Annotated in this window: 19 protein-coding genes and 1 pseudogene; 11 read left to right on the top strand and 9 right to left on the bottom strand. The window is 73.6% G+C overall.

The features are described from left to right. Positions 1-235 precede the first annotated feature (235 nt). Positions 236-1,930, top strand: coding sequence for a hypothetical protein (locus OIU81_RS42400; RefSeq protein WP_443074048.1), 1,695 nt, complete (start codon positions 236-238; stop codon positions 1,928-1,930). Between the two features lie 159 nt (positions 1,931-2,089). Next, the gene (locus tag OIU81_RS26215) at positions 2,090-2,251 is read left to right on the top strand and encodes a hypothetical protein (RefSeq protein WP_329151609.1); all 162 of its coding nucleotides are present in this window, start codon (positions 2,090-2,092) and stop codon (positions 2,249-2,251) included. Between the two features lie 109 nt (positions 2,252-2,360). On the opposite strand, the gene OIU81_RS26210 is transcribed toward OIU81_RS26215, so the two are convergent. From OIU81_RS26210 to OIU81_RS26200, 3 genes are all read right to left on the bottom strand, one after another. Then, positions 2,361-3,302, bottom strand: a complete 942-nt coding sequence (locus OIU81_RS26210; RefSeq protein ID WP_329151607.1) for a 3-oxoacyl-ACP reductase — start codon at positions 3,300-3,302, stop codon at positions 2,361-2,363. Positions 3,303-3,420: 118 nt separating this feature from the next. After that, positions 3,421-4,497, bottom strand: coding sequence for a Zn-dependent alcohol dehydrogenase (locus OIU81_RS26205; RefSeq protein ID WP_329151605.1), 1,077 nt, complete (start codon positions 4,495-4,497; stop codon positions 3,421-3,423). Between the two features lie 72 nt (positions 4,498-4,569). Next, a complete protein-coding gene (locus OIU81_RS26200) occupies positions 4,570-5,445 on the bottom strand; it encodes a MaoC/PaaZ C-terminal domain-containing protein (RefSeq protein WP_329151603.1) in 876 nt (291 codons plus the stop codon). A 373-nt stretch (positions 5,446-5,818) separates the two neighbouring features. On the opposite strand from OIU81_RS26200, the gene OIU81_RS26195 reads away from it, so the two are divergent. From OIU81_RS26195 to OIU81_RS26180, 4 genes are read left to right on the top strand one after another with little or no spacing between them, the layout of a single operon-like run. Beyond that, on the top strand, positions 5,819-6,790 hold the full coding sequence (locus OIU81_RS26195; RefSeq protein ID WP_329151601.1) for an ABC transporter ATP-binding protein: 972 nt from the start codon (positions 5,819-5,821) through the stop codon (positions 6,788-6,790). Continuing rightward, positions 6,790-7,518, top strand: coding sequence for an ABC transporter permease (locus OIU81_RS26190; protein WP_329151600.1), 729 nt, complete (start codon positions 6,790-6,792; stop codon positions 7,516-7,518). The genes OIU81_RS26195 and OIU81_RS26190 overlap by 1 nt, the downstream gene beginning before the upstream one ends. Positions 7,519-7,524: 6 nt before the next feature. Then, complete coding sequence (locus OIU81_RS26185) at positions 7,525-8,847, top strand: sensor histidine kinase (protein ID WP_329151599.1); 1,323 nt, start codon at positions 7,525-7,527, stop codon at positions 8,845-8,847. Positions 8,848-8,899: 52 nt separating this feature from the next. Next, entirely contained in the window at positions 8,900-9,538 is a 639-nt protein-coding gene (locus OIU81_RS26180) for a response regulator transcription factor (protein ID WP_329151598.1), read from the top strand. Between the two features lie 48 nt (positions 9,539-9,586). Here the strand turns inward: OIU81_RS26180 and OIU81_RS26175 are convergent, their stop codons facing one another. Beyond that, positions 9,587-11,029 carry an MFS transporter gene (locus OIU81_RS26175; RefSeq protein ID WP_443074047.1) on the bottom strand — a complete coding sequence of 481 codons (1,443 nt, stop codon included), beginning with the start codon at positions 11,027-11,029 and terminating at the stop codon, positions 9,587-9,589. A gap of 310 nt (positions 11,030-11,339) precedes the next feature. On the opposite strand from OIU81_RS26175, the gene rox reads away from it, so the two are divergent. Then, positions 11,340-12,779, top strand: a complete 1,440-nt coding sequence (gene rox / locus OIU81_RS26170) for a rifampin monooxygenase (RefSeq protein WP_329151596.1) — start codon at positions 11,340-11,342, stop codon at positions 12,777-12,779. A 77-nt stretch (positions 12,780-12,856) separates the two neighbouring features. On the opposite strand, the gene OIU81_RS26165 is transcribed toward rox, so the two are convergent. The 4 genes and pseudogenes from OIU81_RS26165 to OIU81_RS26150 all read right to left on the bottom strand — a co-directional run. Next, on the bottom strand, positions 12,857-14,068 hold the full coding sequence (locus OIU81_RS26165; RefSeq protein ID WP_329151595.1) for a thiolase C-terminal domain-containing protein: 1,212 nt from the start codon (positions 14,066-14,068) through the stop codon (positions 12,857-12,859). A 32-nt stretch (positions 14,069-14,100) separates the two neighbouring features. Continuing rightward, on the bottom strand, positions 14,101-16,284 hold the full coding sequence (locus OIU81_RS26160) for an acyl-CoA dehydrogenase (RefSeq protein ID WP_329151594.1): 2,184 nt from the start codon (positions 16,282-16,284) through the stop codon (positions 14,101-14,103). Between the two features lie 111 nt (positions 16,285-16,395). Further along, positions 16,396-17,379: a quinone oxidoreductase family protein gene (locus OIU81_RS26155; RefSeq protein WP_329151593.1), complete on the bottom strand. Its 984-nt coding sequence runs from the start codon at positions 17,377-17,379 to the stop codon at positions 16,396-16,398. A gap of 81 nt (positions 17,380-17,460) precedes the next feature. Beyond that, positions 17,461-17,610: pseudogene (locus OIU81_RS26150) on the bottom strand (transcriptional regulator); the annotation flags it as partial. 435 nt (positions 17,611-18,045) lie between these two features. Here OIU81_RS26150 and OIU81_RS26145 point away from each other — a divergent pair. From OIU81_RS26145 to OIU81_RS26130, 4 genes are all read left to right on the top strand, one after another. After that, positions 18,046-18,705: a class I SAM-dependent methyltransferase gene (locus tag OIU81_RS26145; RefSeq protein WP_329151592.1), complete on the top strand. Its 660-nt coding sequence runs from the start codon at positions 18,046-18,048 to the stop codon at positions 18,703-18,705. Positions 18,706-18,724: 19 nt separating this feature from the next. Then, positions 18,725-19,651, top strand: a complete 927-nt coding sequence (locus tag OIU81_RS26140) for an N-acetylmuramoyl-L-alanine amidase (RefSeq protein WP_329151591.1) — start codon at positions 18,725-18,727, stop codon at positions 19,649-19,651. Positions 19,652-19,895: 244 nt separating this feature from the next. Continuing rightward, entirely contained in the window at positions 19,896-20,753 is an 858-nt protein-coding gene (locus tag OIU81_RS26135; protein WP_329151590.1) for a DUF5336 domain-containing protein, read from the top strand. Between the two features lie 174 nt (positions 20,754-20,927). Further along, a complete protein-coding gene (locus OIU81_RS26130) occupies positions 20,928-21,938 on the top strand; it encodes an LLM class F420-dependent oxidoreductase (protein ID WP_329151589.1) in 1,011 nt (336 codons plus the stop codon). Between the two features lie 14 nt (positions 21,939-21,952). On the opposite strand, the gene OIU81_RS26125 is transcribed toward OIU81_RS26130, so the two are convergent. Next, positions 21,953-22,756 carry a maleylpyruvate isomerase family mycothiol-dependent enzyme gene (locus tag OIU81_RS26125; protein WP_329151588.1) on the bottom strand — a complete coding sequence of 268 codons (804 nt, stop codon included), beginning with the start codon at positions 22,754-22,756 and terminating at the stop codon, positions 21,953-21,955. Between the last annotated feature and the right edge of the window lie 28 nt (positions 22,757-22,784).

Here is a 22,784-nt window from a genome sequence, read left to right as displayed (position 1 = left end):
GGGCCGTCCTGCGCGGGGCCCCGGCGGCCACCGTACGGAGGTGCGGCGGGTCCGCCCCGCCGGGGCCCGCCCCCGACGGCCGGAGGCGACGGCCGGGCGGGCCGATGCACAGCCGCCCCGCCCGGCACCGGCGAACCGGACAACTGCCACCCTTATGCGTGAAGTCCGGCAACTCGCCCTGTTCGGCCGGACGTGCGAAACCTACCTTCGGATGCCGACTGGAGGTGACCGCCCGATGACGATCTGTGCAACCGAGGACGCCACGGCGCCGACGCGCCCGCACCGCGCGACCCTGACGATCGCCGCCGACGGCTCGTACGCCGCCCGGCTCGCCCGTCACGACGACGCCGCCGGGAGCTGGTTCCCGGAGCGCTGGACGCTGGGCGGCCCCGAGCCGTACGCCGTGCCGCTGCAGGGCACCCAGCCCGAGGAGCCGGACAGCGCGCTGCTGGCGCTGGCCGACGGGCGGGTGCTCATCGCGCGCCGGGTCGCCGACCGTTTCGCCGTCTCCCTGCTCTACCCGGCGGGCCCGGGGACCGGTGAACTCCTGCTGGGGGCGGTGGAGGCGCCCGAGCTGACCCTGCTGCCGCCGGCACCGGACGGGACGCGCGGCTACGCCCTGGCGCCCGGCGCGGACCGCACCGCGCTGTGGCTGCTGCACGGCGGCGCGGGCGGGCCCGAGCGGGTCGCCGAGATCCCGGGGCGCTGCTCGGGCGGCGCCTGGCTGGACCGCGGCGGCCGGCTGCTGGCGCTGGACCAGGAGTGGGCGGGCCGGACGAAGGCCGTCACGGTCGACCTGGCACGGGGCGGCGAGACCGGCCCGCTGCTGCAGATCACCGAGGACAGCAACGACCGTCTGCTGCTCGCCGATCCGGACAGCGGACTGCTGCTGGTCCGGTCGGACGCGCCGGGCCAGGACCGGATCGGCTGGGGCGTCCTGGGCAGCCGGCTGCCGGTGCGTTTCCCGGAGTGCCTGTATCCGGCCGGCGCGACGGTCACCCCGTTCGCGATGCAGCCGCGGCAGATGCTGGCACCGGAGAGCTGCGCGGTGGCCTTCCGGGTGGACGGGGCGCACGGCACCTGGCTGGGCGTCTGGCGGCCCTCGGTACGGCAGCTGCGCCAATTCCCGGCACCGCGGGGGTGGCTGACGGGCGCCGGCCTGTGGACGGCCGGCGGCGAACTGCTGCTGCCGCACACGACGGCGGCGGAGCCGTGCGGGGTGGCGCGGCTGCGGATGGCCCTGCCGCCGGTGGCACCGGAGCCGGCGGGACAGCGGGAGCGGGAAGGACAGCGGGAGCGGGAAGGACAGCGGGAGCGGGAGCCGGAGCGGGAGCGGCGGCAGGAGGCGGAGCCGGGGCGGCCGGTGGAGCCCCTGCGGACGGTGGTGCCCGAGCGGGCGGTGCGGACCGTGGTGCCCGAGCGGCCGGTGCGGGCGGCGGTGCCCGGGCAGCCGGCGCGGACCGTGGAACCCCCGCAGGCGGCTTGGACGGTGGAGCCCGCCCGGGCGGTGGTGCCGGTGCGTGCGGCCCCGGCGAGGAGACCGTGGCAACTGGTCGGGCCCTTGCTGCCGGTGCAGGGCCCGCGTTCCGGGATGCGCGTCCGGATGCGTGCGGGGCTGCCTGCCGAGGTGCCGTCCGTCGCACCGTCCGAGGCGCCCTCCGAGGTGCCCTCCGAGGTGCCGTCCGGAGCGGACGCGGAGGCAGACATCGGAGCGGATGGCGAAGCGGGCGTCAGACCGGGCAGCAGACCGGACGCCACCTCGGGTGTCACGAACGACGGCAGGATTGTCCCGGATGCGGGCGAAATCGACAACCGCTCCACATCATCTGCACAACCCCGCGCCGCGGACGCGGAACCGCAGCGGATCACCGCACATCCCCCTTTGTGCAGGCCAGTTCCCTTGCAGCAGGCACCGCTGGCGGCCCGGTAGACCCGGTGGAGCGCGATTTCCGGCCCCGTTAGAATTTCGGGCGGGGGCAGCGCAGCCGGTTGACCGGCCACCGGTCGTGCCGTTCGGGGTCAGCCTTGGCGGTCGTCGGGCGAGGTCCCGACGCGTACAGCTGTAAGCGATCTGACGGAGACTCTTTTCATGTCCGAAGCCCGAACCGACACGACCCAGGCGCGCCCCCAGGAGGCTTCCGCCCAGGCCGCCGAGGCCGCAGGCAGGCACCGTGGCCCGGCCGCCGCGGAGGAGTCCGACTCCACCGCCCATGGCCGGCACCGCCGGAACAAGCAGACGCAGGACGCCTGAGGCCGGTCCGGCGGTCCCCGACCGCCGACCACACACCACGGGCCGTGGCCGCCGCACCGCTTCGCGCGGGTGGCGGCCACGGCTGGTTCACCGTCGTGCGCGGCCGACCTCAGCCGTGTGTGAGGCCCAGTACCTCGGCCGCCGCGAAGGTCTCGTCCGCCGGGCGCTGCGCGTAGTACGGCGTGAGCAGCTCGTCCAGCTCCGCGTAGCTGAAGACCTCCTTGGTGGTGTCGAACTTGGCGGCGATCCGCGGGCGTTCGGCGATGGCGACCATGCCGCCGTGCACCACCAGCAGCTGCCCGTTGACCCGGGCCGCGGCCGGTGCGGCGAGATAGCCGACGAGCGGCGCGACGTGTTCGGGCGCGAGCGGGTCCAGGGCGCCGTCCTCGGGCTCCTGGAAGCCGGCGAAGACGTCCTCGGTCATCCGGGTGCGGGCGCGCGGGCAGATCGCGTTGACGGTCACGCCGTATTTGGCCAGCGCCAGCGCCGTGGAGGTGGTCAGGCCGACGATGCCGCCCTTGGCCGCCGCGTAGTTGGGCTGGCCCGCCGAGCCCGCGAGGAAGGCTTCGGAGGAGGTGTTGACGATCCGGCCGTGGACCGGGCCGCCGGCCGCCTTGGCGCGCTCGCGCCAGTGGACGGCGGCGAAGTGCGTGGTGTTGAAGTGGCCCTTGAGATGGACGCGGATGACCGAGTCCCACTCGTCCTCGGTCATCGAGAACACCATCCGGTCGCGGAGAATGCCCGCGTTGTTGACCAGGATGTCGAGCTGTCCGTACGTCTCGACCGCCAGCCCGACCAGGGCGCGGGCCTGTGCGTGGTCGGCGACGTCACCGAGGTGGGCGATCGCCCGGCCGCCCGCCGCACGGATCTCGGCGGCGACGTCCTCGGCGGGCGCGGCACAGGCCGCGCCCGAGCCGTCGCGGCCCGGCTGCCCGTAGTCGTTGACCACGACCTGTGCGCCGAGGCGGGCGAGTTCAAGGGCTTCGGCGCGGCCCAGGCCGCGCCCGGCACCGGTGACGATCGCGGTCAGGCCCTCCAGTGGCTGTGCCATTCCTGTCCTCTCCAGTCATCGTGGAGCGTGGTGCGGGCGGTGGTGCGGGGGTGCGGGCCCGGGTAAGGGCCGTGCGTGGGGGCGTGTGTGGGGGCCTGTCCTGCCGGCGGCCCGGGGGTCAGATCTCGATGCAGGTGCGCAGTGCGGTGCCGGAGCGCATCTGGTCGAGGGCCTCATTGATCTCGGCCAGTTGGACGCGGTGGGTGATCAGGCCCTCCAGGTCGATCCGGCCGGCCCGCCACAGGGCGATCGCCCGCTCGTAGGAGCGCAGCACATCCGCGCCGCCGTACAGGGACGGCAGGATCCGCTTCTCGTCGAAGAACAGCTCGAACATGTTGACCTGGAAGGTGTCGTCCATGGCGCCCGCGCCGACCACGCACAGGGTGCCGCCGCGCCGGGTCATCTCGTAGGCGGTACGGGCGGTGGCGGACTTGCCGACCACCTCGAAGACGTAGTCGAAGCCCTCCCCCGCGGTGATCCGGGCCTTGGCGTCGGCGAACTCCTCGGGGGCGACGGCTTCGGTGGCGCCGAAGCGGAGCGCGGCCTCCCGGCGGGCGGGCACCGGGTCGACGGCGATGATCTCGGCCGCGCCGCAGGCCTTCGCCCCCTGGATGACGGAGATCCCGACACCGCCGCAGCCGATCACCGCGACCGAGGACGCGGCCTCCACCCGGGCCGTGTTGAGGGCCGCGCCGAGCCCGGTGGTGACACCGCAGCCGATCAGCGCGGCGATCTCGTACGGGACGTCGTCCGGGATCGGGACCGCGCAGTGGGCGGCGACCACGACCTCCTCGGCGAAGGTGCCGGTACCGGCGAAGCCGAAGACGTCCCCGTCGGGGCGCCGGAAGTTGGGTGTGCCGGCACTCATGAAGCCGGCCAGACACAGATGGCTCTGACCGCGCCGGCAGGACGGGCAGCTGCCGCACGCGGGCAGCCAGCACATCAGCACGCGGTCGCCCTGGTGGAGCCCGGTGACGCCGTCGCCGACGTCGAGGATCTCCCCGGCGCCCTCGTGCCCCGGGATGAACGGGGCGGGCTGCGGCAGCACCCCGTTCATCGCCGAGAGGTCGGAGTGGCACAGTCCGGTCGCCCGGATCCGGATCCTGACCTTGCCGGGGCCGAACCCCACCGGCTCGATGTCGTCGACGACTTCGAGCTTGTCCTGGCCTGTCTCGTGCAGTATGGCTGCGCGCATGTCACGGCTCCTCTCGGTTGTTCCACCGGTCCGGGGTGGCGGCCGGCGGGGGTGCGGACGGCGCCGGCCGCGCTAGCGGTGCGTCACCACGGTGTCCGCCAGTACGGGCGCGTCGTCCCGGTCGGCCGCCGTCACCGACACCTGGACCCGGCCGGGCGCGCGCCACATGCGCAGGCGCAGCGTCTCGCCCGGGAAGACGACGCCGGCGAACCGGGTGGTGTACGACGTCACCCGGGAGACCTCGCCGCCCAGCACCGTGTCGACCACGGCCTTCAGCGTCACGCCGTAGGTGCACAGCCCGTGCAGAATCGGCCGGTCGAACCCGGCGAGCGCGGCGAACTCCGGATCGGCATGCAGCGGGTTCCAGTCGCCGGAGAGGCGGTAGAGCAGCGCCTGGTCCTCGCGGATCCGGCGCTCGGTGTGCAGGTCCGGGGCGCGCTCGGGGAGTTCGAGGCGGGCGGACGGGCCGCGGTCGCCGCCGAAGCCGCCCTCGCCGCGGACGAAGATCTGGGTGTCGCAGGTCCACAGCGGGCCGTCGTCGTCGGCGACCTCGGAGCGCAGCACGATGACGGCGGCCTTGCCCTTGTCGTACACGGCGGGGACGGAGGAGGTCTGGACCCCGCGGCCGCGCACGGGGACGGGGCGGTGCACGGTGACGGTCTGGCCGCCGTGCAGGACCGCGGCGAGGTCGACCTCGATGCCGGGGGCGGAGAGTCCGCCGGCGAGTGCCATCCCCCCGCCCGCGACGGTGGCGAAGCTGGGCAGGACGTGCAGTGCGCTCTCCAGGGTGTAGCGCAGTTCGTCCGGGTCGGTGGCGGGGTGCGGTTTCTCCGGCGTGGCCGCGCCGGCGCCGATGCCGAGGTGGTAGAGCTGAACATCCTTGTGGTCCCAGGTGAGTTCGGTGCTCCGCGGTTCGGCGGAGGTGGCCTTGGCGGCGTCGATGGGCATGGGGCTGGCTGCTCCTTCACCACGAGGGGAAGACCCCGGCCCGGCCGTCCGCACCGTCGACCGGGCCGGGGTCGCATCTGGTCGGCCACGGCAGCGCTCCGACCGCGCACAGGGCACACTTCTAGAACGCGTTCTAGCCGATGGCTCTCATGTATAGCCGATCCGTCCGGCAGCTGGAAGACCTGACCTCTGACGACTTGTCAGGTACGGACGGCTCTCGGATACGGCCCGATACGGATGCCGCGGCAAGCCCAGCCCACGGGAGTCGCGCCCGGCCATGACATTTGTCAGGGGCGATGGTCCACATTCGCCTCTGCCGCGCGGCGGGCGACTCTCCGTAATGTCGGACGGGACAGAGAGAGGCGGGGCGGGCATGACAGGAACAACAGGGACTGCACCCACGGCAGCGGGCGTCACGGCCGTGGAGTTCTCCGGGGTGACGCGGAACTATGGCGCGGTGCGGGCCGTGGACGGTCTGGAGCTGACGATCACGGCGGGCGAGACGGTGGCACTCCTCGGGCGCAACGGCGCGGGGAAGTCCACCACCCTCACGATGCTGCTGGGGCTGCTGCCGCCCGACGAGGGCACGGTGGCGCTGTTCGGCGGCACGCCGGAGGCGGCGGTGCGGGCCGGCCGGGTGGGCGCCATGCTGCAGGACGGCAAGGCCATACCGCGGGTCACCGTCCGTGAGCTGGTCACCTTCGTCGCGGCCACCTACCCGCACCCCATGGACGTCACCGAGACCCTGGAGCTGGCCGGCCTCGGGGAGTTCGCCGGGCGGCGGGTGGACCGGCTGTCCGGCGGGCAGGCCCAGCGGGTCCGCTTCGCGGTGGCACTGGCCGGCAACCCCGAGCTGCTGGTGCTCGACGAGCCGACCGCCGCGCTGGACGTGGAGGCGCGCCGCGCCTTCTGGCACTCGATGCGGGCCTATGCGCGCCGCGGCCACACCATCGTGTTCTCCACCCACTATCTGGAGGAGGCGGACGCACACGCCGACCGGATCGTGGTCATGGACGGCGGCCGGGTGGTCGCCGACGGCAGCGGCGCGGCGATCAAGCGCCGGGCCGGCGGCACGCTGGTCTCCTTCGACCTCGCGGGCGCACCCACCGGACCGCTGCCGGGGCTGCCCGGGGTGAGCGCCGTGGAGGTGCGCGGCGACCGCGCGCTGCTGCGGACGACGGACTCCGACGCGACGGTGGTGGCGCTGGCCGGGCTGGGGCTCGTCCGCGGGCTCCAGGTCGCCCCCGCCAGCCTGGAGGACGCCTTCCTCTCGCTCACCTCCGCCGGGACCGCTCCCCCCGCCCCGGCCGCCGCCGGCACCCCCTCCACGAAGGAGCACGCGTGATGCTCGACTACGTCCGGCTCGAAGTCCGCCGCACGCTGCGCGACCGGGGCTTCGTCGTGTTCGGCATCGGGATGCCGGTGGTGATGTATGTGCTGATGACCAACATCGGGGCGGGGGCCGGCGGCGCCGCCATGGAGTGGAAGATCGCGTCGATGGTCGGGATGGCCGCCTACGGCGCACTGGGCTCGGCCATCGGCTCGGGCACCGGCGTGGCCGAGGACAAGCAGCTGGGCTGGTTGCGGCAGTTGCGGGTCACCCCCCTGAGCCCCGTACGGGTCGTGGTGGGCCGCGGGCTGACCGCCTCGGTGACGGTGCTGCCGGCCATCGCCGCCGTGCTGCTGGTCGGCGCGCTGTTCAACGGCGTACGGATGCCCGCCTGGCAGTGGGCCGCGCTGGCCGGGCTGCTGTGGCTGGGCACCGCCCCCTTCACCCTGCTCGGCCTCGGCAACGGCTACCGCCTCTCCGCCCAGTCCACGGGCGTGGTCAACACGGGCTGCATGGTGCTGCTCTCGATCATCGGCGGCCTGTGGTTCCCGGTCCAGCTGTTCCCCGGGTGGCTGCGCGCGCTGTCCTCCTGGACGCCCGGCAACCGCTTCGCCGAGCTCGGCCAGAGCGTCACGCAGGGCGAGGCGCCGGGCCTGGGCACAGTGGCGGTGCTCGCCGTCTGGCTGGCACTCTTCGGCAGTTACGCGGTGTACGCGTACCGTCGGGCCGCACGAACGGCCTGACCGGCGATGGCGCAGACCTGGGAAGCGACAGTGCAGCACACGAAGCAGCAAGGCGCCGGCACCGCGGAAGCGGGCGGCACACACGGCACGGACTCCGACCCGTGCCGGCCCCGCTGGGCGGAACGGAAGGCGGACGGGCCGGGGAAGTACGCCTTCCTGCCCTGGCTGCTGATGGGCCTGGGCGCGTTCTCCAACGTCATCCAGGGCAAGACCGAGCATCCCTGGCTGGCCGGCCTCGGGCTGCTCGCCTTCAACTCCGTCTACATCACCGTCGTGTGGACCTCGTTCGATCCCCGGCTGCGCGATTCCCGCCGGCCGCTGTACGCCCTGGCGCTGCTGACCGCCATCACCTTCGCCATCGCCCTCGGGTTCGGCGGCGACTGGTTCCTGTTCTTCCCGCTGCTGTCGCTGGCCTCCGGCACGGTCCGCGCGCTGCGCGGCAAGAAGCTCGCCGTGTGGCTGATCGCGCTCAGCGGCACGGCCGGCTATCTGACCGGCTGGCACGACGCCGGCCCCGGCGCCTTCGGGGTGGGTTACGGCACGTTCCTGTCCGGCATGGTGACGTCCACGGTCCTGAGCCTGTTCGACACCATCCAGGAGCTCAACACCACCCGCCAGGAACTGGCCCGCAGCGCCGTCGAGAAGGAACGGCTGCGCTTCTCCCGCGATCTGCACGACTTGCTGGGCCACACGCTGTCCGTGGTGGTGGTCAAGGCCGAGGCGGTCCGCCGGCTGGCGCCGCGCAACCTGGACGCCGCGCTCGCCCAGGTCGCCGACATCGAGGCCGTGGGCCGGCAGGCGCTGACCGAGATCCGCGAGGCCGTCACCGGCTACCGCGAGGGCAGCCTGGCCACCGAACTCGACCGCGCCCGTTCGGTGCTGGAGGCGGCCGGCATCGACCCCGTGGTGCGCCAGGCCGGGCCGCCGATGCCGCCGCAGGCCGGGGCGCTGCTGGGCTGGGTGGTCCGTGAGGGCGTCACCAACACCGTGCGGCACAGCGGCGCCACCCACTGCGAGATCTCCGTCCACGCCGACGAGGACCGGGTACGGCTGACGATCACGGACGACGGCCGCGGCCCGCTGCCCTCCGCTGCCGTCACGGCGGCCGCCCCGGGCCAGCCGCGCGACGGTGGTACCGGCAACGGCGCAGGCACGGGCGGCCGTCCCGGGCCGGTGGGCGGCACCGGGCTGAAGGGCCTGGCCGAGCGCCTGGCCGCGGCGGGCGGCACGCTGCAAAGCGGCCCCGACGGCCGGCGCGGCTTCCGCGTCACGGCCGAACTCCCGGTCGGCACGGGCGACATGGCAGGCGCGCAGGAGGTGAACGGGTAGACCGGGCAGCTGCCGTTGCTGTCGGGGGCGGTGACCTGGCTACTCTGACGCCATGACTGACGCGCCCGCCCCGCCCCCCACGAACAGCGTAAAAGTCCTCCTCGCCGAGGATCAGGGAATGATGCGGGGCGCGCTGGCGCTGCTGCTCGACCTGGAGGAGGACATGCAGGTCGTCGCCCAGGTCGCGGCGGGCGACCAGATCGTCACCACCGCCCTGGAGACCCGCCCCGACATCGCCCTCCTGGACATCGAACTCCCCGGCCGCAGCGGCCTGGACGCCGCCGCCGACCTGCGCGACCGACTGCCCTCCTGCAAGGTGCTGATCGTGACGACCTTCGGCCGGCCCGGCTATCTGCGCCGCGCCATGGAGGCCGGGGCGTCCGGGTTCCTGGTGAAGGACGGCCCGGTGGAGGACCTGGCGGCGGCGATCCGCCGGGTGCTGGCCGGCGAACGGGTCATCGACCCCGCTCTCGCCGCGGCGGCCCTGAGCGCCGGCCCCAACCCGCTGACCCAGCGCGAGCGGGATGTCCTGACCGCCGCCGTGGACGGCGCCACGGTCGCCGACATCGCCGGCAAGCTCCACCTCTCGCAGGCCACCGTCCGCAACTACCTCTCCGCGGCGATCGGCAAGACCGGCACCCGCAACCGCATGGAGGCGGTCCGGGCGGCGCGCCGGAACGGGTGGCTGTAGGGCGTCGCGAGCCAGGCGGGACTCCGAGGACACGCCCTGGGAAACGCCTCAGCCGTGCGCGGCGTCCGCCCGTCGCCGCGGCAGCGCCACGATCATCAGCACGATGCTGCCCAGCAGGATCAGCGAGCCGACGTGGAAGGCCAGACCGTAGCCGTCCGCCAGTGCCGTGAGGCCGTTGTCCCGCTCCGTACGGGAGGCCGCGACGGTGGACAGCACGGACAGGCCCAGCGCACCGCCCATCTGGCGGGAGGTGTTGATCAGGCCGGAGACCAGTCCCTGGTCGGCGGGGTCGGCCCCGGAGGTGGCGATGGAGGCGATCGGGGTCGCGGTCAGACCCGCGCCCAGCGCCATCAGGATGCCGGGGCCGAGGATCGTTGTGAGGTAGCTGCCGTGAACGTCCATCGTGCCCTGCCAGGCCATTCCGGCTGCGGAGATCACCGCGCCGGTGACGGCCAGGGTCTTGGCGCCCACCCGGTTCATCAGCCGCGGCGCGATCTTGGAGCCGAGGACGATGGACAGTGAGTGCGGGATGAAGGAGAGCCCGGCCTGCAACGGCCGGTAGCCCAGCACGTTCTGCACGTACAGGGACAGGAAGTACCACATCGAGAACATCGCGGCACCGGCCAGCACCATCGCCCCGTTCGCCGCCGAGACCGAGCGCAGCCGGAAGAGCCCCAGCGGCATCAGCGGCGCCTTCGCCCGCGCCTCGACCGCGAGGAACGCCGCGACCACCACCAGCCCGGCGCCCAGCGGCAGCAGCGCGGACGCCGAGGCCCAGCCGTGCGTCTCGGTCTGCACGATGCCGTACGCCACCAGCGCCAGCCCGCCGGTCACCAGCAGCGCTCCGGGCACATCGAGCCGCCGCCCCGTGCCCTGCCGGCTCTCGGTGAGCCACCGCACCGCGCCCGCCAGCACCAGCGCCCCCACCGGCACATTGATCAGCAACACCCAGCGCCAGGACAGGGATTCGGTGAGCACCCCGCCGACCAGACCGCCCACCGCGCCACCGCCGGCGCCGACCGCCGTCCAGGTGGCGATGGCGCGGGTACGGGCCGGGCCGGTCGGGAACGACGTGGTCAGGATCGTGAGGGTGGCCGGCGAGAGCACGGCGGCGCCGACGCCCTGCACGGTCCGGGCCGCGATCAGCTGCCAGGGCTGCTGCGCCAGCCCGCCGCCCAGGCTCGCGAGGGTGAACAGCGCCAGCCCCAGGACGAAGACGCGCTTGCGGCCGAACAGATCGGCGGCCCGCCCGCCGAGCAGCATGAAGCCCGCGAAGGTGATCACGTAGGCGTTGACGATCCACTGCAGGCCCAGTTCGCTCAGGCCCAGGCCGGTCCGCATGGCGGGCAGCGCCACATTCACCACGGAGACGTCCAGCACCACCAGGAACTGCCCTGCGCACACCAGCAGCATCACCAGCCACGCGGGGGCGGCCTTACGGCGCGCGGTATCGGGCAGCGTGGCGGAGGGGGCTATCGGCATGGGGACCATGCTCGCATTCGGCGCGTGACCCCCGCATCGGGATTTCGACGCACCTGTCCATGACAGGAGACGTAGGCCGGAAGGCGGAGGCGGAGGGGGAAGGCGGGGGTGGCGGGCCCGTACCGGGCGGTGGCCAAGAGCAAAGGCAAGGAGGTTGCGCCTCCTTGCCCTCTTCAACGTACAGCTCACCGGGGGGGCTTGCGACAAGGCCCCGGTCGTCGTGCAGAATCTCCGGCCTGGGCCGGAACCTGCGGAAATCGGCGATTCACGAGATATGCACTCTTTGCCCTGAATCCACTCTCGTCGAACGGGGCACCTGATGATTGACGTGATCATTGCCGGCGGCGGACCGACCGGCTTGATGCTGGCCGCCGAGTTGCGGCTGCACGGCGTGCACGTGGTCGTGCTGGAGAAGTTGACCGAGCCGACCGGGCAGCCCCGCGGGCGCGGGCTGCACACGCGCAGCGTCGAGCTGATGGACCAGCGCGGCCTGCTGGACCAATTCCTCGCCGTCGGTGAGAAGTTCCAGGTCGGCGGCTTCTTCGGCGGCATCCACAAGCCGTGGCCGGAGCGGCTGGACACCGCGCACCCCTACGGCCTCACCGTCCCGCAGCCGGTCACCGAGCGGCTGCTGAACGAGCGTGCCCTCGAACTCGGTGCCGAGATCCGGCGCAGCTGCGAGGTGGCCTGGCTGAGCCAGTCCGATGAGGGGGACGGGGCCGGGGTGACCGTCGGGCTGGCGGACGGTACGCGGCTGCGCTCGCGCTACCTCGTCGGGTGCGACGGGGGCCGCAGTGTGGTGCGCAAGCGGCTCGGCGTCGGCTTCCCCGGTGAACCCGCCACGGTCGAGACGCTGCTGGGCGACATGAAGGTGACCGAGGATCCGGCGACGATCGCCGCCGTCGTCGCGAAGGTCCGCACGACCCAGCTGCGGTTCGGCGTCCTCCCCCTCGACGACGGGTGGTCCCGCGTCGTCGTGCCCGCCGACGGCGTGGCCGAGGACCGTGCGACCGCGCCGACCCTGGAGGATTTCCGGACGCAGCTGCGGGCCTTCGCGGGCACCGACTTCGGTGTGCACGCGCCGCGCCGGCTCTCCCGGTTCGGCGACGCCACCCGGCAGGCCGAGCGCTACCGGGTCGGCCGGGTGCTGCTGGCCGGCGACGCGGCGCACGTCCACCCGCCGACCGGCGGGCAGGGGCTCGGCCTCGGCATCCAGGACGCGTTCAACCTCGGCTGGAAACTGGCCGCCGCCGTCAACGGGTGGGCACCGTCGGGGCTGCTGGACAGCTACCACGCCGAACGGCACCCGGTGGGCGCCGACGTGCTGGACAACACCCGCGCGCAGATCACGCTGCTGGGCGCCGAGCCGGGTCCGACCGCACTGCGCAAGCTGCTCTCGAAGCTGATGGACTTCGAGGAGGCGAACCGGTACATGACCGAGATGATCACCGCGGTCGGGGTCCGCTACGACTTCGGCGAGGGCCATGACCTGCTCGGCCGGCGGATGCGGGACGTGCAGCTGAAGCAGGGGCGCCTCTACGCGCTGATGCACGGCGGCCGCGGGCTGCTGCTCGACCGGACCGGCCGGCTCTCGGTCGCCGGGTGGGCGGACCGGGTCGACCACGTCGTCGACGCGAGCGAGGAACTGGACGTACCCGCGGTGCTGCTGCGGCCGGACGGCCATGTGGCGTGGGTCGGCGAGGAGCAGACGGATCTGGACGGCCGGCTGTCCACGTGGTTCGGCGCGCCCGTCGCCTGACCACGCGGCCCGGCCCGGCAGGGCGTCGGCGCACTCGCCCTCCCCGGCCGGGCCAACCACCCGCTCGTGGTGGGGAGTTAGTCCGCCGGGTGGTCTCCTCGCCGCAGCACGGTGACCACCGCCGCGCCGCCCAGGCCGATGTTGTGCGCCAGGCCCACCCGGGCGCCGGGGACCTGGCGTTCGCCCGCGGTGCCGCGGAGCTGCCAGACCAGCTCCGCGGCCTGCGCCAGGCCCGTCGCCCCCAGCGGGTGCCCCTTGGAGATCAGCCCGCCGGAGGGGTTGACCACCCAGCGGCCGCCGTAGGTGGTGGCGCCGTCAGCGACCAGCTTTCCCGACTCCCCTTCCGCGCACATCCCCAGCGCCTCGTACGTCAGCAGCTCATTGACCGAGAAGCAGTCGTGCAGCTCGATCACGTCCACGTCCTCGATGCCGAGGCCGCCGGCCGCGTACGCCTGCCGGGCCGCGGCCCGCGACATCGGCCGGCCGACCACATCGATGCAGGAGCCCGAGGCGAAGCTGTCGCCGGTGTCCGTCGTCATGGCCTGCGCGGCGATCTCCACCGCCCGGCCGGCCAGCCCGTGTTCCCGGACGAACCGCTCGGAGGCGACCACGGCGGCGGCCGCACCGTCCGAGGTCGGTGAGCACTGGAGCTTGGTCAGCGGCCGGTGGATGGTCGTGGCGGCGAGGACCTCCTCGACCGTGTAGACCTCCTGGAACTGGGCGTAGGGGTTGTGCGCGGAGTGCCGGTGGTTCTTGGCGCCGACCGCGGCGAGCTGTTCGGCGGTGGTGCCGTAGCGCGCCATGTGCTCGCGGGCCGCATTGCCGAAGATCTGGGCGGTGGGCGGGGTCCGCTCGAAGCCGTGGGCGGCGGCCATCACCCCGTAGTGGCGGGCCACCGGGGACGTCCGGAAATCGCCGCTGTCGGCGCCGCCGCCCAGGGCGCCGCGCTTCATCATCTCGAAGCCGAGGGCCAGCACACAGTCGTCGATGCCGCCCTCGACGAACTGGCGCGCCATCATCAGCGCGGTCGCGCCGGTCGCGCAGTTGTTGTTGACGTTGTAGACCGGGATGCCGGTCAGGCCCAGCTCATAGGTGGCGCGCTGCCCGGCCGTCGAGGGCTGGAAGCAGTAGCCTGCCGCCACCTGCTCGACGGCCTCGTAGTCGATCCCGGCGTCCGCGAGCGCGGCGCCGCCCGCCTCCTTCACCAGGCCCCAGTACGGCCGGTCGCCCGTCTCGGGCTTGACGAACCTGGTCATCCCGACGCCGACGATGTACGCCTTGCCAGCCATGCGTGTCCTCCAGGGGAGCGGACGGGCGGGGGTCAGATCAGGGGGCGGGGCTCCGGGTCGCGCGGCAGGCCGAGCAGCCGCTCCGCGACGACGTTCAGCTGCACCTGGGTGGTGCCGCCGGCGATGGTCAGACAGCGCGACATCAAGAAGCCGTGCAGCGCCCGCTCGCCGGCCCCTTCGCGCACCGCACCGGCCGGGCCGAGCAGCTCCAGCGCCAGCTCGGCGACCTTCTGCTGGTGCGGGGTCTGCACCAGCTTGCGGATGCTGGCGCCGGCCCCGGGCTCCAGGCCCGATACCTGCTGGAGCGTGGTGCGCAGCGAGATGCAGCCCAGGGCGTGCGCCTCGGCCGCCAGCGCGCCCAGCCGCACCCGCACCGCCTCGGCCGGCTCGCCGGCCCGGGCGAGAAGCTGTTCCAGGCCGGTGTCGAAGGTCAACTGATCGGCCATGTGGACGCGTTCGTTGTCCAGGGTGGTGCGGGCCACCTTCCAGCCGTCGTCGACCGCACCGACCACCGCGTCGGCCGGCAGCAGCACGTCGTCGAAGTAGACCTCGTTGAAGAGGGCGTCGCCGGTGATCTCCTTCAGCGGGCGGATGTCGATGCCGGGGGACTTCATGTCGACGACGAAGAAGGTCAGTCCCTTGCGCTTGGGGGCCTCGGGGTCGGTGCGGGCGAGCAGGATGCCGTGGCTCGACCACTGGGCGGCCGAGGTCCACACCTTCTGCCCGTTGATCCGCCAGCCACCGCCGTCCACCCGCTCGGCGCGGGTCCGCAAGGAGGCCAGGTCCGAGCCGGCCTCGGGCTCGGAGAACAGCTGGCACCACAGCCGCTCGCCGCGCAGGGTCGGCGGCAGATGGCGCTCCTGCTGCTCCCGGGTGCCGTGGGCGAGCAGCGCGGGCACCACCCAGGTGGCGATGCCCAGATCGCTGACCCGGACCCCGGCGGCCGCCAGTTCCTGCTGGATGGCGAGCTGCTGGACGGGGCCGGCGCCCAGCCCCCAGGGCCGGGGCAGGTGCGGGGCGGCATAGCCGGTGGGGGCCAGGGCGCGGCGGGCCGCCTGCGGGTCGAGGCCGCGTACGCCGTCGATGACCGTGCGGGCCCCGGCACGGAACCCGGCGGCCTCCGCGGGGAGTTCCAGCCGCAGCGCGCGCCGGGCACCGCCGGCGGCGAGGCGGGCGGCGCGCAGCCGGTGGGTGTCGCCGCCGCCGAGCAGCGCGCGGGCCACCAGGGCCCGGCGCAGATGGAGGTGGGCGTCGTGTTCCCAGGTGAAGCCGGTGCCGCCGAGGATCTGGATGCAGTCCTTGGCGCAGCCGACGGCGGCGTCCAGAGCGGTGGCGGTGGCCAGCGCCGCGGCCAGCGAGCGGACCTCGGGCGGCTCGTCCAGGGCGCGGGCCGCGTCCCAGACCAGGGCGCGGGCCTGTTCACAGCGGACGAGCATCTCGGCGCAGAGGTGTTTGACCGCCTGGAACTGGCCGATGGGGCGGCCGAACTGCTCGCGTACCGCGGCGTGTTCGGTGGCGGTGCGCAGCGCCCAGGCGGCCGTACCGCAGCTCTCGGCGGCGAACAGCACCCCGGCCAGGTCGCGGACCAGGGAGTCGTCGACGGCCAGCAGCCGGTCGGCGGGCACCAGGGCCCCCTCGGCGCGCACCTCGGCGGTCGGCCGGGTCGGGTCGGCGCTCTCCTGAACCCGTACGGTCAGCGCCGCGGCGTCGGCGGCGAGCCAGACCGGGCCGTCGGGGGTCCGCGCGGCCAGCACGATCAGGTCCGCGTCGGCGCCGGCGAGGACCGGGGGCGCGGTGCCGTCCAGGATGTAGCCGCCGTCGGCCCCGGTGGCGGTGAGCGAGCCCGCCCCGAGCGCGACGGCGCCGGTCAGGGTGCCGGCGGCGAGGTCCCGGACGAGGTGCCGGGCGCCGCCGCGGTGCAGCAGCTCGGCGGCGAGGACGGTGGGCAGATACGGGCCGGGGAACGCGGTGCGGCCCAACTCCTCCAGCACCACCGCGAGATCGAGCAGCTCACCGCCGCCCCCGCCGTCGGCCTCGGGGAGATGCAGCCCTAGCAGCCCCTGTGCGGCGAGCTGCTCCCAGTAGGCGGGCCGCCCCTGCGGCCCCGGCGCGGCGTCGAGCAGCTTGCGCACCTCTCCGGGCGGCATGACCCGCGCGGCCCAGCCCCCCACCGCCTCGGCCAGGTCACGTTGTTCTTGTGTGATTCCGATGCCCATGCGGGGCAGACTAGAACACGTTTCATTCTGACGGAAGGTCAGGTGGCCATGGGCGACGGGAAGGTGGGCGGATGCTCGCCCTTCGAGAACCTGAATGCGGGCAGCCCCACCTCACGGCGTCGCGACGGCGAGGGCCAGCTTGCCGGTGGTGCGCCCGGATTCGATGCGGCGGTGTGCCTCGGTGGCCTGTTCCAGCGGCAGGTACGCGACCTGCACCCGCAGAGTTCCCTGAGCTGCGGCCTGTACGGCGCGTCGCAGGGCCAGCCCGGCGTCTTGGGGGAAGGCAGCGGCGAAGGCGGCGAGGTTGAAGCCGGAGACGGTCTTGTTGGTGAACCACAGGTGGTTGGCGGGGATGTCGACGTCTTCGGCGCCCGAGGCGTTACCCATCACCACCAGCCGCCCCATGGGGGCCAGCCGGTCCAAGCCGGCAGTGCGGGAGGGGCCGCCGACCATGTCGACGACGATGTCGAACTCGCCTGCCCCGGCGACCTGGTCACGCAGGATCACCTCGTCGTAGCCGAATCGCTTGGCGGTCTCGATCTTCGCCTCGCTGCCGACCGTCCCGACCACACGGCCGGCGCCCAGCAGCCGGGCGACCTGGCCGAGCTGGCTGCCCACCCCGCCCGCCGCGGCATGGACCAGGACACGGTCTCCGGGCTCGATGCGCGCCACCCGGTCCAGGACCAGGAAAGCGGTGGTGCTGTTGGAGGGGAGTGCCGCGGCAACGCCGAGTCCGATACCGAGACCGTCCAGCGGGGCGACCAGGTCCGCGGAGGTGACCACCACCTCGGCGTAGCCGCCGCTGTCGACGATCGTCAGCGCAGCCACCGGCTGGCCGACGGTCAGGTCCGTGACGCCCTCGCCGAGGGCGCGGATGCGGCCGGAAACTTCGATGCCGGGCACGAAGGGCAGCGGTACGTCCACCACGCCGCGTCGGTAGAGCACCTCGGCGAAGTTGGCGCCCGCATAGGCCACGTCGATGGCCACCTGTCCGGGCCCGGGCTCGGGGACCGGCGTCTGCTCGACGCGGAGCACCTCGGCCTCGCCGAACTCGGGAATGGTCACTGCCTTCATCTGCGTGTTGCTGCTGTTCATGGCAGTGATCCTGCCGGACTGTCACGATGCCCTCCAGTGCCCGCTCATCCTGGGTGTGACACCACCAGGCTGTGCGGGCCCCTCCTTGCGCCGCAGCCCCGGCGTCCGCCGCCGCCCACCATCCGGCATACCGACATCAGCAGGTGAGACCCGAGCCCGGCGACTGCGCAGAAGCTCACGGAGCTCGACGCAACGACGGTCACGAGACACGGCAGAACGATCGCTGGTCATGGCCTCCGCCCTGCACGGGGACCCGTACAGGGGCCTCTCCGGGCCCGCACAAGAACCACTCCGGACGCACACAGGAAACGGCCAGGAGGCGCACAGAATCGGCCCGGTGAATTCCGCCGCACGTCTCGCCATTTCCCACTCTCCCCCTCCCGCCCCCTTCTCCACTCCCCGTACGCGAATTCACCGCATGCCGACATCCGGCCTTCCCGGTATCCGGGAAACGGGCGGGCGATACAAATCGAAGGGAACGCACGGAGAACGGACGGAAACCCGCCCGTGCGGCCGGCTCCCGGGGCGGGAATTACGAGCCGCCGTTCCGATATCCGAATCTCCGGTACCGGAGCGCCCCTCCCCTCGCCGCACACCACCCGCACACCACCCGCCCCACCCCATACGGCACGATGAGCCCCTGACCGCACCACCAGGAGGAAGCCCATGTCCGCTCCCACGGCTCCGACCGCTCCGCAGCCGGAGATTCTCGCCGCGTTCGAGGCGGCGAAGGGCTTCATGCCCGTGGACGAGGGGCTCGCCCTGTACGCGGCGGCGGCCGGGGCGGCCACGCTCGGGCTGCCGCTGGTGGAGGTCGGCACGTACTGCGGCCGGTCCACGATCCTGCTCGCGGACGCCGCGCGCGCCGCCGGGGTGATGGCCGTCACCGTCGACCACCACCGCGGCAGCGAGGAACAGCAGCCCGGCTGGGAGTACCACGATCCGACCGTCGTCGACCCGGAGGTCGGCCGGATGGACACCCTGCCCACCTTCCGCCGCACCCTGCACGCCGCGGGCCTGGAGGACCAGGTGATCGCCCTGGTGGGCCGGTCGCCGCAGGTCGCGGCCGTCTGGCAGGCCCCGGTCGGCCTGGTCTTCATCGACGGCGGGCACACCGACGCGCACGCCACCGCCGACTACGAGGGCTGGGCACCGCACCTCGCACCCGGCGGCCTGCTGGTCATCCACGATGTGTTCGCGGACCCGGCGGACGGCGGCCAGGCCCCGTACCGGATCTACCGCAGGGCCCTGGAGTCCGGCGCGTTCACCGAGGTGTCGGCCCACCGTTCACTGCACGTTCTGCGGCGCACCGGTCCCGGTTTCTGAGCGGGCTACCATCGCGGACGTGTCGAACGGCAACACTTTCCCACCGCACCGACGCCTGCGCGGCGTCCTCCTCGCCGTACTGACCGCTGTCGTGGTCGCCGGCGTGGGGGGCTGGCTGGCCTGGCGGGCGGCGGGCGGCGACGGCGGCCCGGCGCACGGAGCCGGGCCACCCGCCGCGAGCCGGTCACCGGGCAGCGCGGGCGGCCACGGCGCCACCGGCCACCCGCCGGACGGCAAGGACTCCCCCGGCCCGGGCACGGGCGCTGCGCACGGCAGCCTCAAGGGCAAGGTCGTGCTCCTCGACCCGGGCCACAATCCGCACAACCGGGATCACGGGCGGGAGATCGCCCGGCAGGTGGACATCGGCAACGCCCACAAGGAGTGCGACACCACCGGCACCTCCACCGACGACGGCTACGCCGAGGCGTCGTTCACGCTCGATGTGGCCCGCCGCGCCCGCACCCTCCTCCAGCGCGAGGGCGCCAAGGTCGTGTTCACCCAGGACGGCGACCGCCGGTACGGGCCGTGTGTGGACGAGCGGGCGGCCCGGGGGAACGAGGCGCACGCCGATGTGGCGCTCTCCGTCCACGCCGATGGCTCGGCCCCCGGGAACCGCGGTTTCCACGTCATCCTCCCGGCGCGCGTCACGGCCGGGCCGGCCGACAACGCCGCGATCGTGGCACCCTCACGGCAGCTGGGCGAACGGCTGGCCGGCCGGTTCCTCGCGGTCACCGGCAGCGCACCGTCCAATTACATCGGCCACGGCACCGGGCTCGATGTGCGCGCCGATCTCGGCGGCCTCAACCTCTCCACCGTGCCGAAGGTGTTCATCGAGTGCGGCAATATGCGCGATCCGAAGGACGCCGCGGAATTGACCGACGCACACTGGCGGCAGAAAGCGGCCCGTGGGATCACCGAGGGCATCACGGACTTCCTGACGCACTGATACCGCCCTGATACCGCACTGATGACGCACTGATGACGCACAGAACGGACCGCCCGCAACGGCTGCGGAACCCTTCCGATACCGGGCCCGATACGCGCTGCCGGCCGCACGGGGAAACCAACCCGACGGCCCGCCGGATTCGGCGGCGGGTTCCCCTTTACGATGGGTGCCCACCGCCGTGCCTCGCACTGCGCGCACCGCAACAGCGACGACCGGACCCACGAAACCGACAAAGGACCCTTACGTGAACATCCGCTCCCTCACTCGAGGCGACGGCGTGGTGATCGGAGCAGCGGTGCTGCTGTTCATCGCCTCGTTCCTCAGTCTCACCGGCGGCCCGGACTGCTCCGGCCTGCCCGCCAAGTACTGCCAGTCCCAGGCCTACTCCAGCCTCAACGCCTGGGATGCGCTGTCCACGCTCATGAGCATGTACCTGGCCGGTGTGATCGGCGCGGCGATCGTCGTCCTCAGCCGCCTGCTGCCGCAGCAGCGCAAGGTCGCCGGCCTCGATCTCGCCCAGTTCGGTGTCGCCCTCACCGTCTTCGCGGCGTGGACCGGGTTCTGGACCATCATCGGCAGCACCAACGCCGGCGCGGGCCTGATCATCGGCCTGATCGCCGCCCTGCTCCTGGCCGGCGGCGCCGTCGCCACGCCGCTGGTTCCGCCGCTCACGGTCGCCCTGGTCGGCGCCCCCAAGCCGCAGCCCGCGGCGGCCCCCTACGGGGCGGGCCCCAACCCGGGTTACGGCTACCCCGGCGCCCAGCAGCAGGCGGGCCACGGCTACGGCTACCCGGGCGGCCAGCAGCAGCCCCAGGGCGGCCAGGCCTACGGCCAGCAGGCGCCCGCCGTCGACGGAACGGCCGGGGGCGCGGCCGGTGCCACCCAGGCGGCCGGCAGCCCGTCGGACTTCGCGCCGTTCTGGTTCGCGGTGCCCGTCGCGCGCCCGCTCTACGGCGAGGACGGCTCGCCGGCGCCGATCGCCGAACTGGCGCCCGGCACCTGGTACCTCGCGGTGGAGCAGCGTGGCCAGGCCCTGATCGCGCAGACCCAGGACGGCCGCCGTGGCGTCCTGCAGGACACCACCGGTATCCAGCGCGGCTGACACCGGACGCACAGCGGTCCTTTCGCGGCCCCTCGCCCCTGCGGGCGGGGGGCCGTTGCGCTGCCCGCGACCCGGCCGTACAGTGCGCGGACGGAACTTGGCCTGACGCATCGTCAGAATCTGCCGTGCCACCCGCCGGAAGCCTCGCCACGCCGCCGAAGAGGGGCGATCAGCATGCGACTCGGTCTGCACCTGGGCTACTGGGGCCGCGGCCCCGACCCCCGCCACCTCGAACTGGCCCGCGAGGCGGAGCGCCTGGGCTATGACTCGGTGTGGACCGCGGAGGCCTGGGGCTCGGACGCCTTCACCGCGCTGGCCTGGATCGGCGCCCACACCTCCCGGATCACACTGGGCACCGGCATCGCCCAGATGGCGGCCCGCACCCCCACCGCCACCGCCATGCACGCCCTGACCCTGGACCATCTCTCCGGCGGCCGGCTGCTGCTGGGCCTGGGGCTGTCCGGGCCGCAGGTCGTCGAGGGGTGGTACGGGCGGCCGTTCCCCAAGAGCCCGCTGACCGCCACCCGCGAATACGTGGACGTGATCCGGCAAGTCCTGTGCCGGGAGGGGCCGGTGGTCTCGGAGGGGTCCTTCCATCCGCTCCCCTACCGCGGCCCGGACGGCACCGGACTGGGCAAGCCGCTCAAGCCCATCACCCACCCGCTGCGCGCCCGTCTGCCCGTTCTGCTGGGCGCCGAGGGGCCCAGGAACATCGCCCAGACGGCCCGGATCGCGGACGGCTGGCTGCCGCTGTACTGGTCACCGCAGCGCACCGACGTCTACCGGGCCTCGCTGGCGCACGCCCCGGACGGCTTTCTCATCGCGCCGATGGCACGCGCCCTGGTCTGTGACGACGTCGCCGAGGGGCTGCTGCCGGTCAAGGCGATGCTCGGCTTCTACATCGGTGGCATGGGCCACGCGGCAAAGAACTTCCATGCCGATCTGATGGCGCGGATGGGCTTCGAGGAGGAGGCCCGGCGGGTGCAGCGGCTCTTCCTCGAAGGGCGCAAGGAGGAGGCCGTCCTCGCCGTGCCGGACGCCTTCGCCGATGAGATCTCGCTGGTGGGCCCGCGCGAGCGGATCGCGGAGCGGCTGGAGTTGTGGCGGGCCGGCCCGGTCACCGACCTGCTGGTCACCGCCCCGGACCCGCACACGCTACGGGTGCTGGCCGAGCTGAACTCCTGACCGCGGCCGGCCGCTCACCCGAAGGACGCCCACGCCAGCCACCGGTCGAGCAGCGCGGCCTCGCCCAGCACCTCGACCCGGTCGCTGTCGGCGGGCAGCCGGCGGTAGAGGACCCGCAGCACGTCGGTCAGGGGGCCGCGCAGGGCGACCGCCGCCTTCTCGTGGGTGCGGCGGTGGGTGGGCGTCTCCCCCGTGAGGTCGAGCAGCCACTCGGCGGTCAGGCCGGGCGGGGCGTCGGTGGCGTGGACGTGGATCGTCCGGCCGGGGCCGCGCAGGTCCGCCGCACGCTCGGCGAAGCGGGCCGCCACCACCGGCAGTTCGCCGATCTGCAGCCACTCCTCCAGACAGTCCGCGGCGACCGGCGCCGGGACCTCGAAGGCGACGCCGGCGGTGAGCGCCGCATCGGCCCGGTGGATGACCGTCTCATGGGTCATCCGGCGGGCCCAGAACCCCGTGGTCCGCGCCGGCGTCCAGCTCCAGACCTCCGTATCGGGGCCGGCCTCCCGCAGCGCGGCCACCAACTGCGCGGCGCCCGCCGCCAGCCAGGCGTCCAGCGCCGCCGCGTCCTCGCCCTCCGGCCCGGCGCCCTCGGGGACGTCGGCGGGGTCGACGCCCTTCGAAGCGCGGGTGGCCACGATCGTGCCGACCCAGCGGTGCGCGCCCCCCACGTGCCGGGCGAGGTCGGCCAGCGTCCAGTCGGGGCAGGTCGGCACGGTCGCCGAGAGATCGGCCGTCCGCACGATCTCCCGGAGCCGGCCGGTCTCGGCGAGGATCCGGTCGCAGTATTCCTCGTGGGTGAGGGAGCCTTGGAGAGTCATGAACCGCACAGTAGTGCGCTCCCCAGGG

The sequence above is a fragment of the Streptomyces sp. NBC_01454 genome (assembly GCF_036227565.1).
GTDB lineage: Bacteria > Actinomycetota > Actinomycetes > Streptomycetales > Streptomycetaceae > Streptomyces.
The sequence above is the reverse complement of the archived record's forward strand: the minus strand, read 5'-3'. Positions and strand labels throughout refer to the sequence as shown.

Bases quoted from the DNA above. Each gene is read 5' to 3' on its own strand.
- OIU81_RS26195 (WP_329151601.1), top strand. From the start codon at position 5,819: ATGACAGGAACAACAGGGACTGCACCCACGGCAGCGGGCGTCACGGCC.
- OIU81_RS26165 (WP_329151595.1), bottom strand. From the start codon at position 14,068: ATGGCTGGCAAGGCGTACATCGTCGGCGTCGGGATGACCAGGTTCGTC.
- OIU81_RS26145 (WP_329151592.1), top strand. From the start codon at position 18,046: ATGTCCGCTCCCACGGCTCCGACCGCTCCGCAGCCGGAGATTCTCGCC.
- OIU81_RS26125 (WP_329151588.1), bottom strand. From the start codon at position 22,756: ATGACTCTCCAAGGCTCCCTCACCCACGAGGAATACTGCGACCGGATC.
- OIU81_RS26180 (WP_329151598.1), top strand. From the start codon at position 8,900: ATGACTGACGCGCCCGCCCCGCCCCCCACGAACAGCGTAAAAGTCCTC.
- OIU81_RS26185 (WP_329151599.1), top strand. From the start codon at position 7,525: ATGGCGCAGACCTGGGAAGCGACAGTGCAGCACACGAAGCAGCAAGGC.
- OIU81_RS26205 (WP_329151605.1), bottom strand. From the start codon at position 4,497: ATGCGCGCAGCCATACTGCACGAGACAGGCCAGGACAAGCTCGAAGTC.
- OIU81_RS26155 (WP_329151593.1), bottom strand. From the start codon at position 17,379: ATGAACAGCAGCAACACGCAGATGAAGGCAGTGACCATTCCCGAGTTC.
- OIU81_RS26200 (WP_329151603.1), bottom strand. From the start codon at position 5,445: ATGCCCATCGACGCCGCCAAGGCCACCTCCGCCGAACCGCGGAGCACC.
- OIU81_RS26160 (WP_329151594.1), bottom strand. From the start codon at position 16,284: ATGGGCATCGGAATCACACAAGAACAACGTGACCTGGCCGAGGCGGTG.
- OIU81_RS26130 (WP_329151589.1), top strand. From the start codon at position 20,928: ATGCGACTCGGTCTGCACCTGGGCTACTGGGGCCGCGGCCCCGACCCC.
- OIU81_RS26190 (WP_329151600.1), top strand. From the start codon at position 6,790: ATGCTCGACTACGTCCGGCTCGAAGTCCGCCGCACGCTGCGCGACCGG.
- OIU81_RS42400 (WP_443074048.1), top strand. From the start codon at position 236: ATGACGATCTGTGCAACCGAGGACGCCACGGCGCCGACGCGCCCGCAC.
- rox (WP_329151596.1), top strand. From the start codon at position 11,340: ATGATTGACGTGATCATTGCCGGCGGCGGACCGACCGGCTTGATGCTG.
- OIU81_RS26175 (WP_443074047.1), bottom strand. From the start codon at position 11,029: ATGGTCCCCATGCCGATAGCCCCCTCCGCCACGCTGCCCGATACCGCG.
- OIU81_RS26215 (WP_329151609.1), top strand. From the start codon at position 2,090: ATGTCCGAAGCCCGAACCGACACGACCCAGGCGCGCCCCCAGGAGGCT.
- OIU81_RS26210 (WP_329151607.1), bottom strand. From the start codon at position 3,302: ATGGCACAGCCACTGGAGGGCCTGACCGCGATCGTCACCGGTGCCGGG.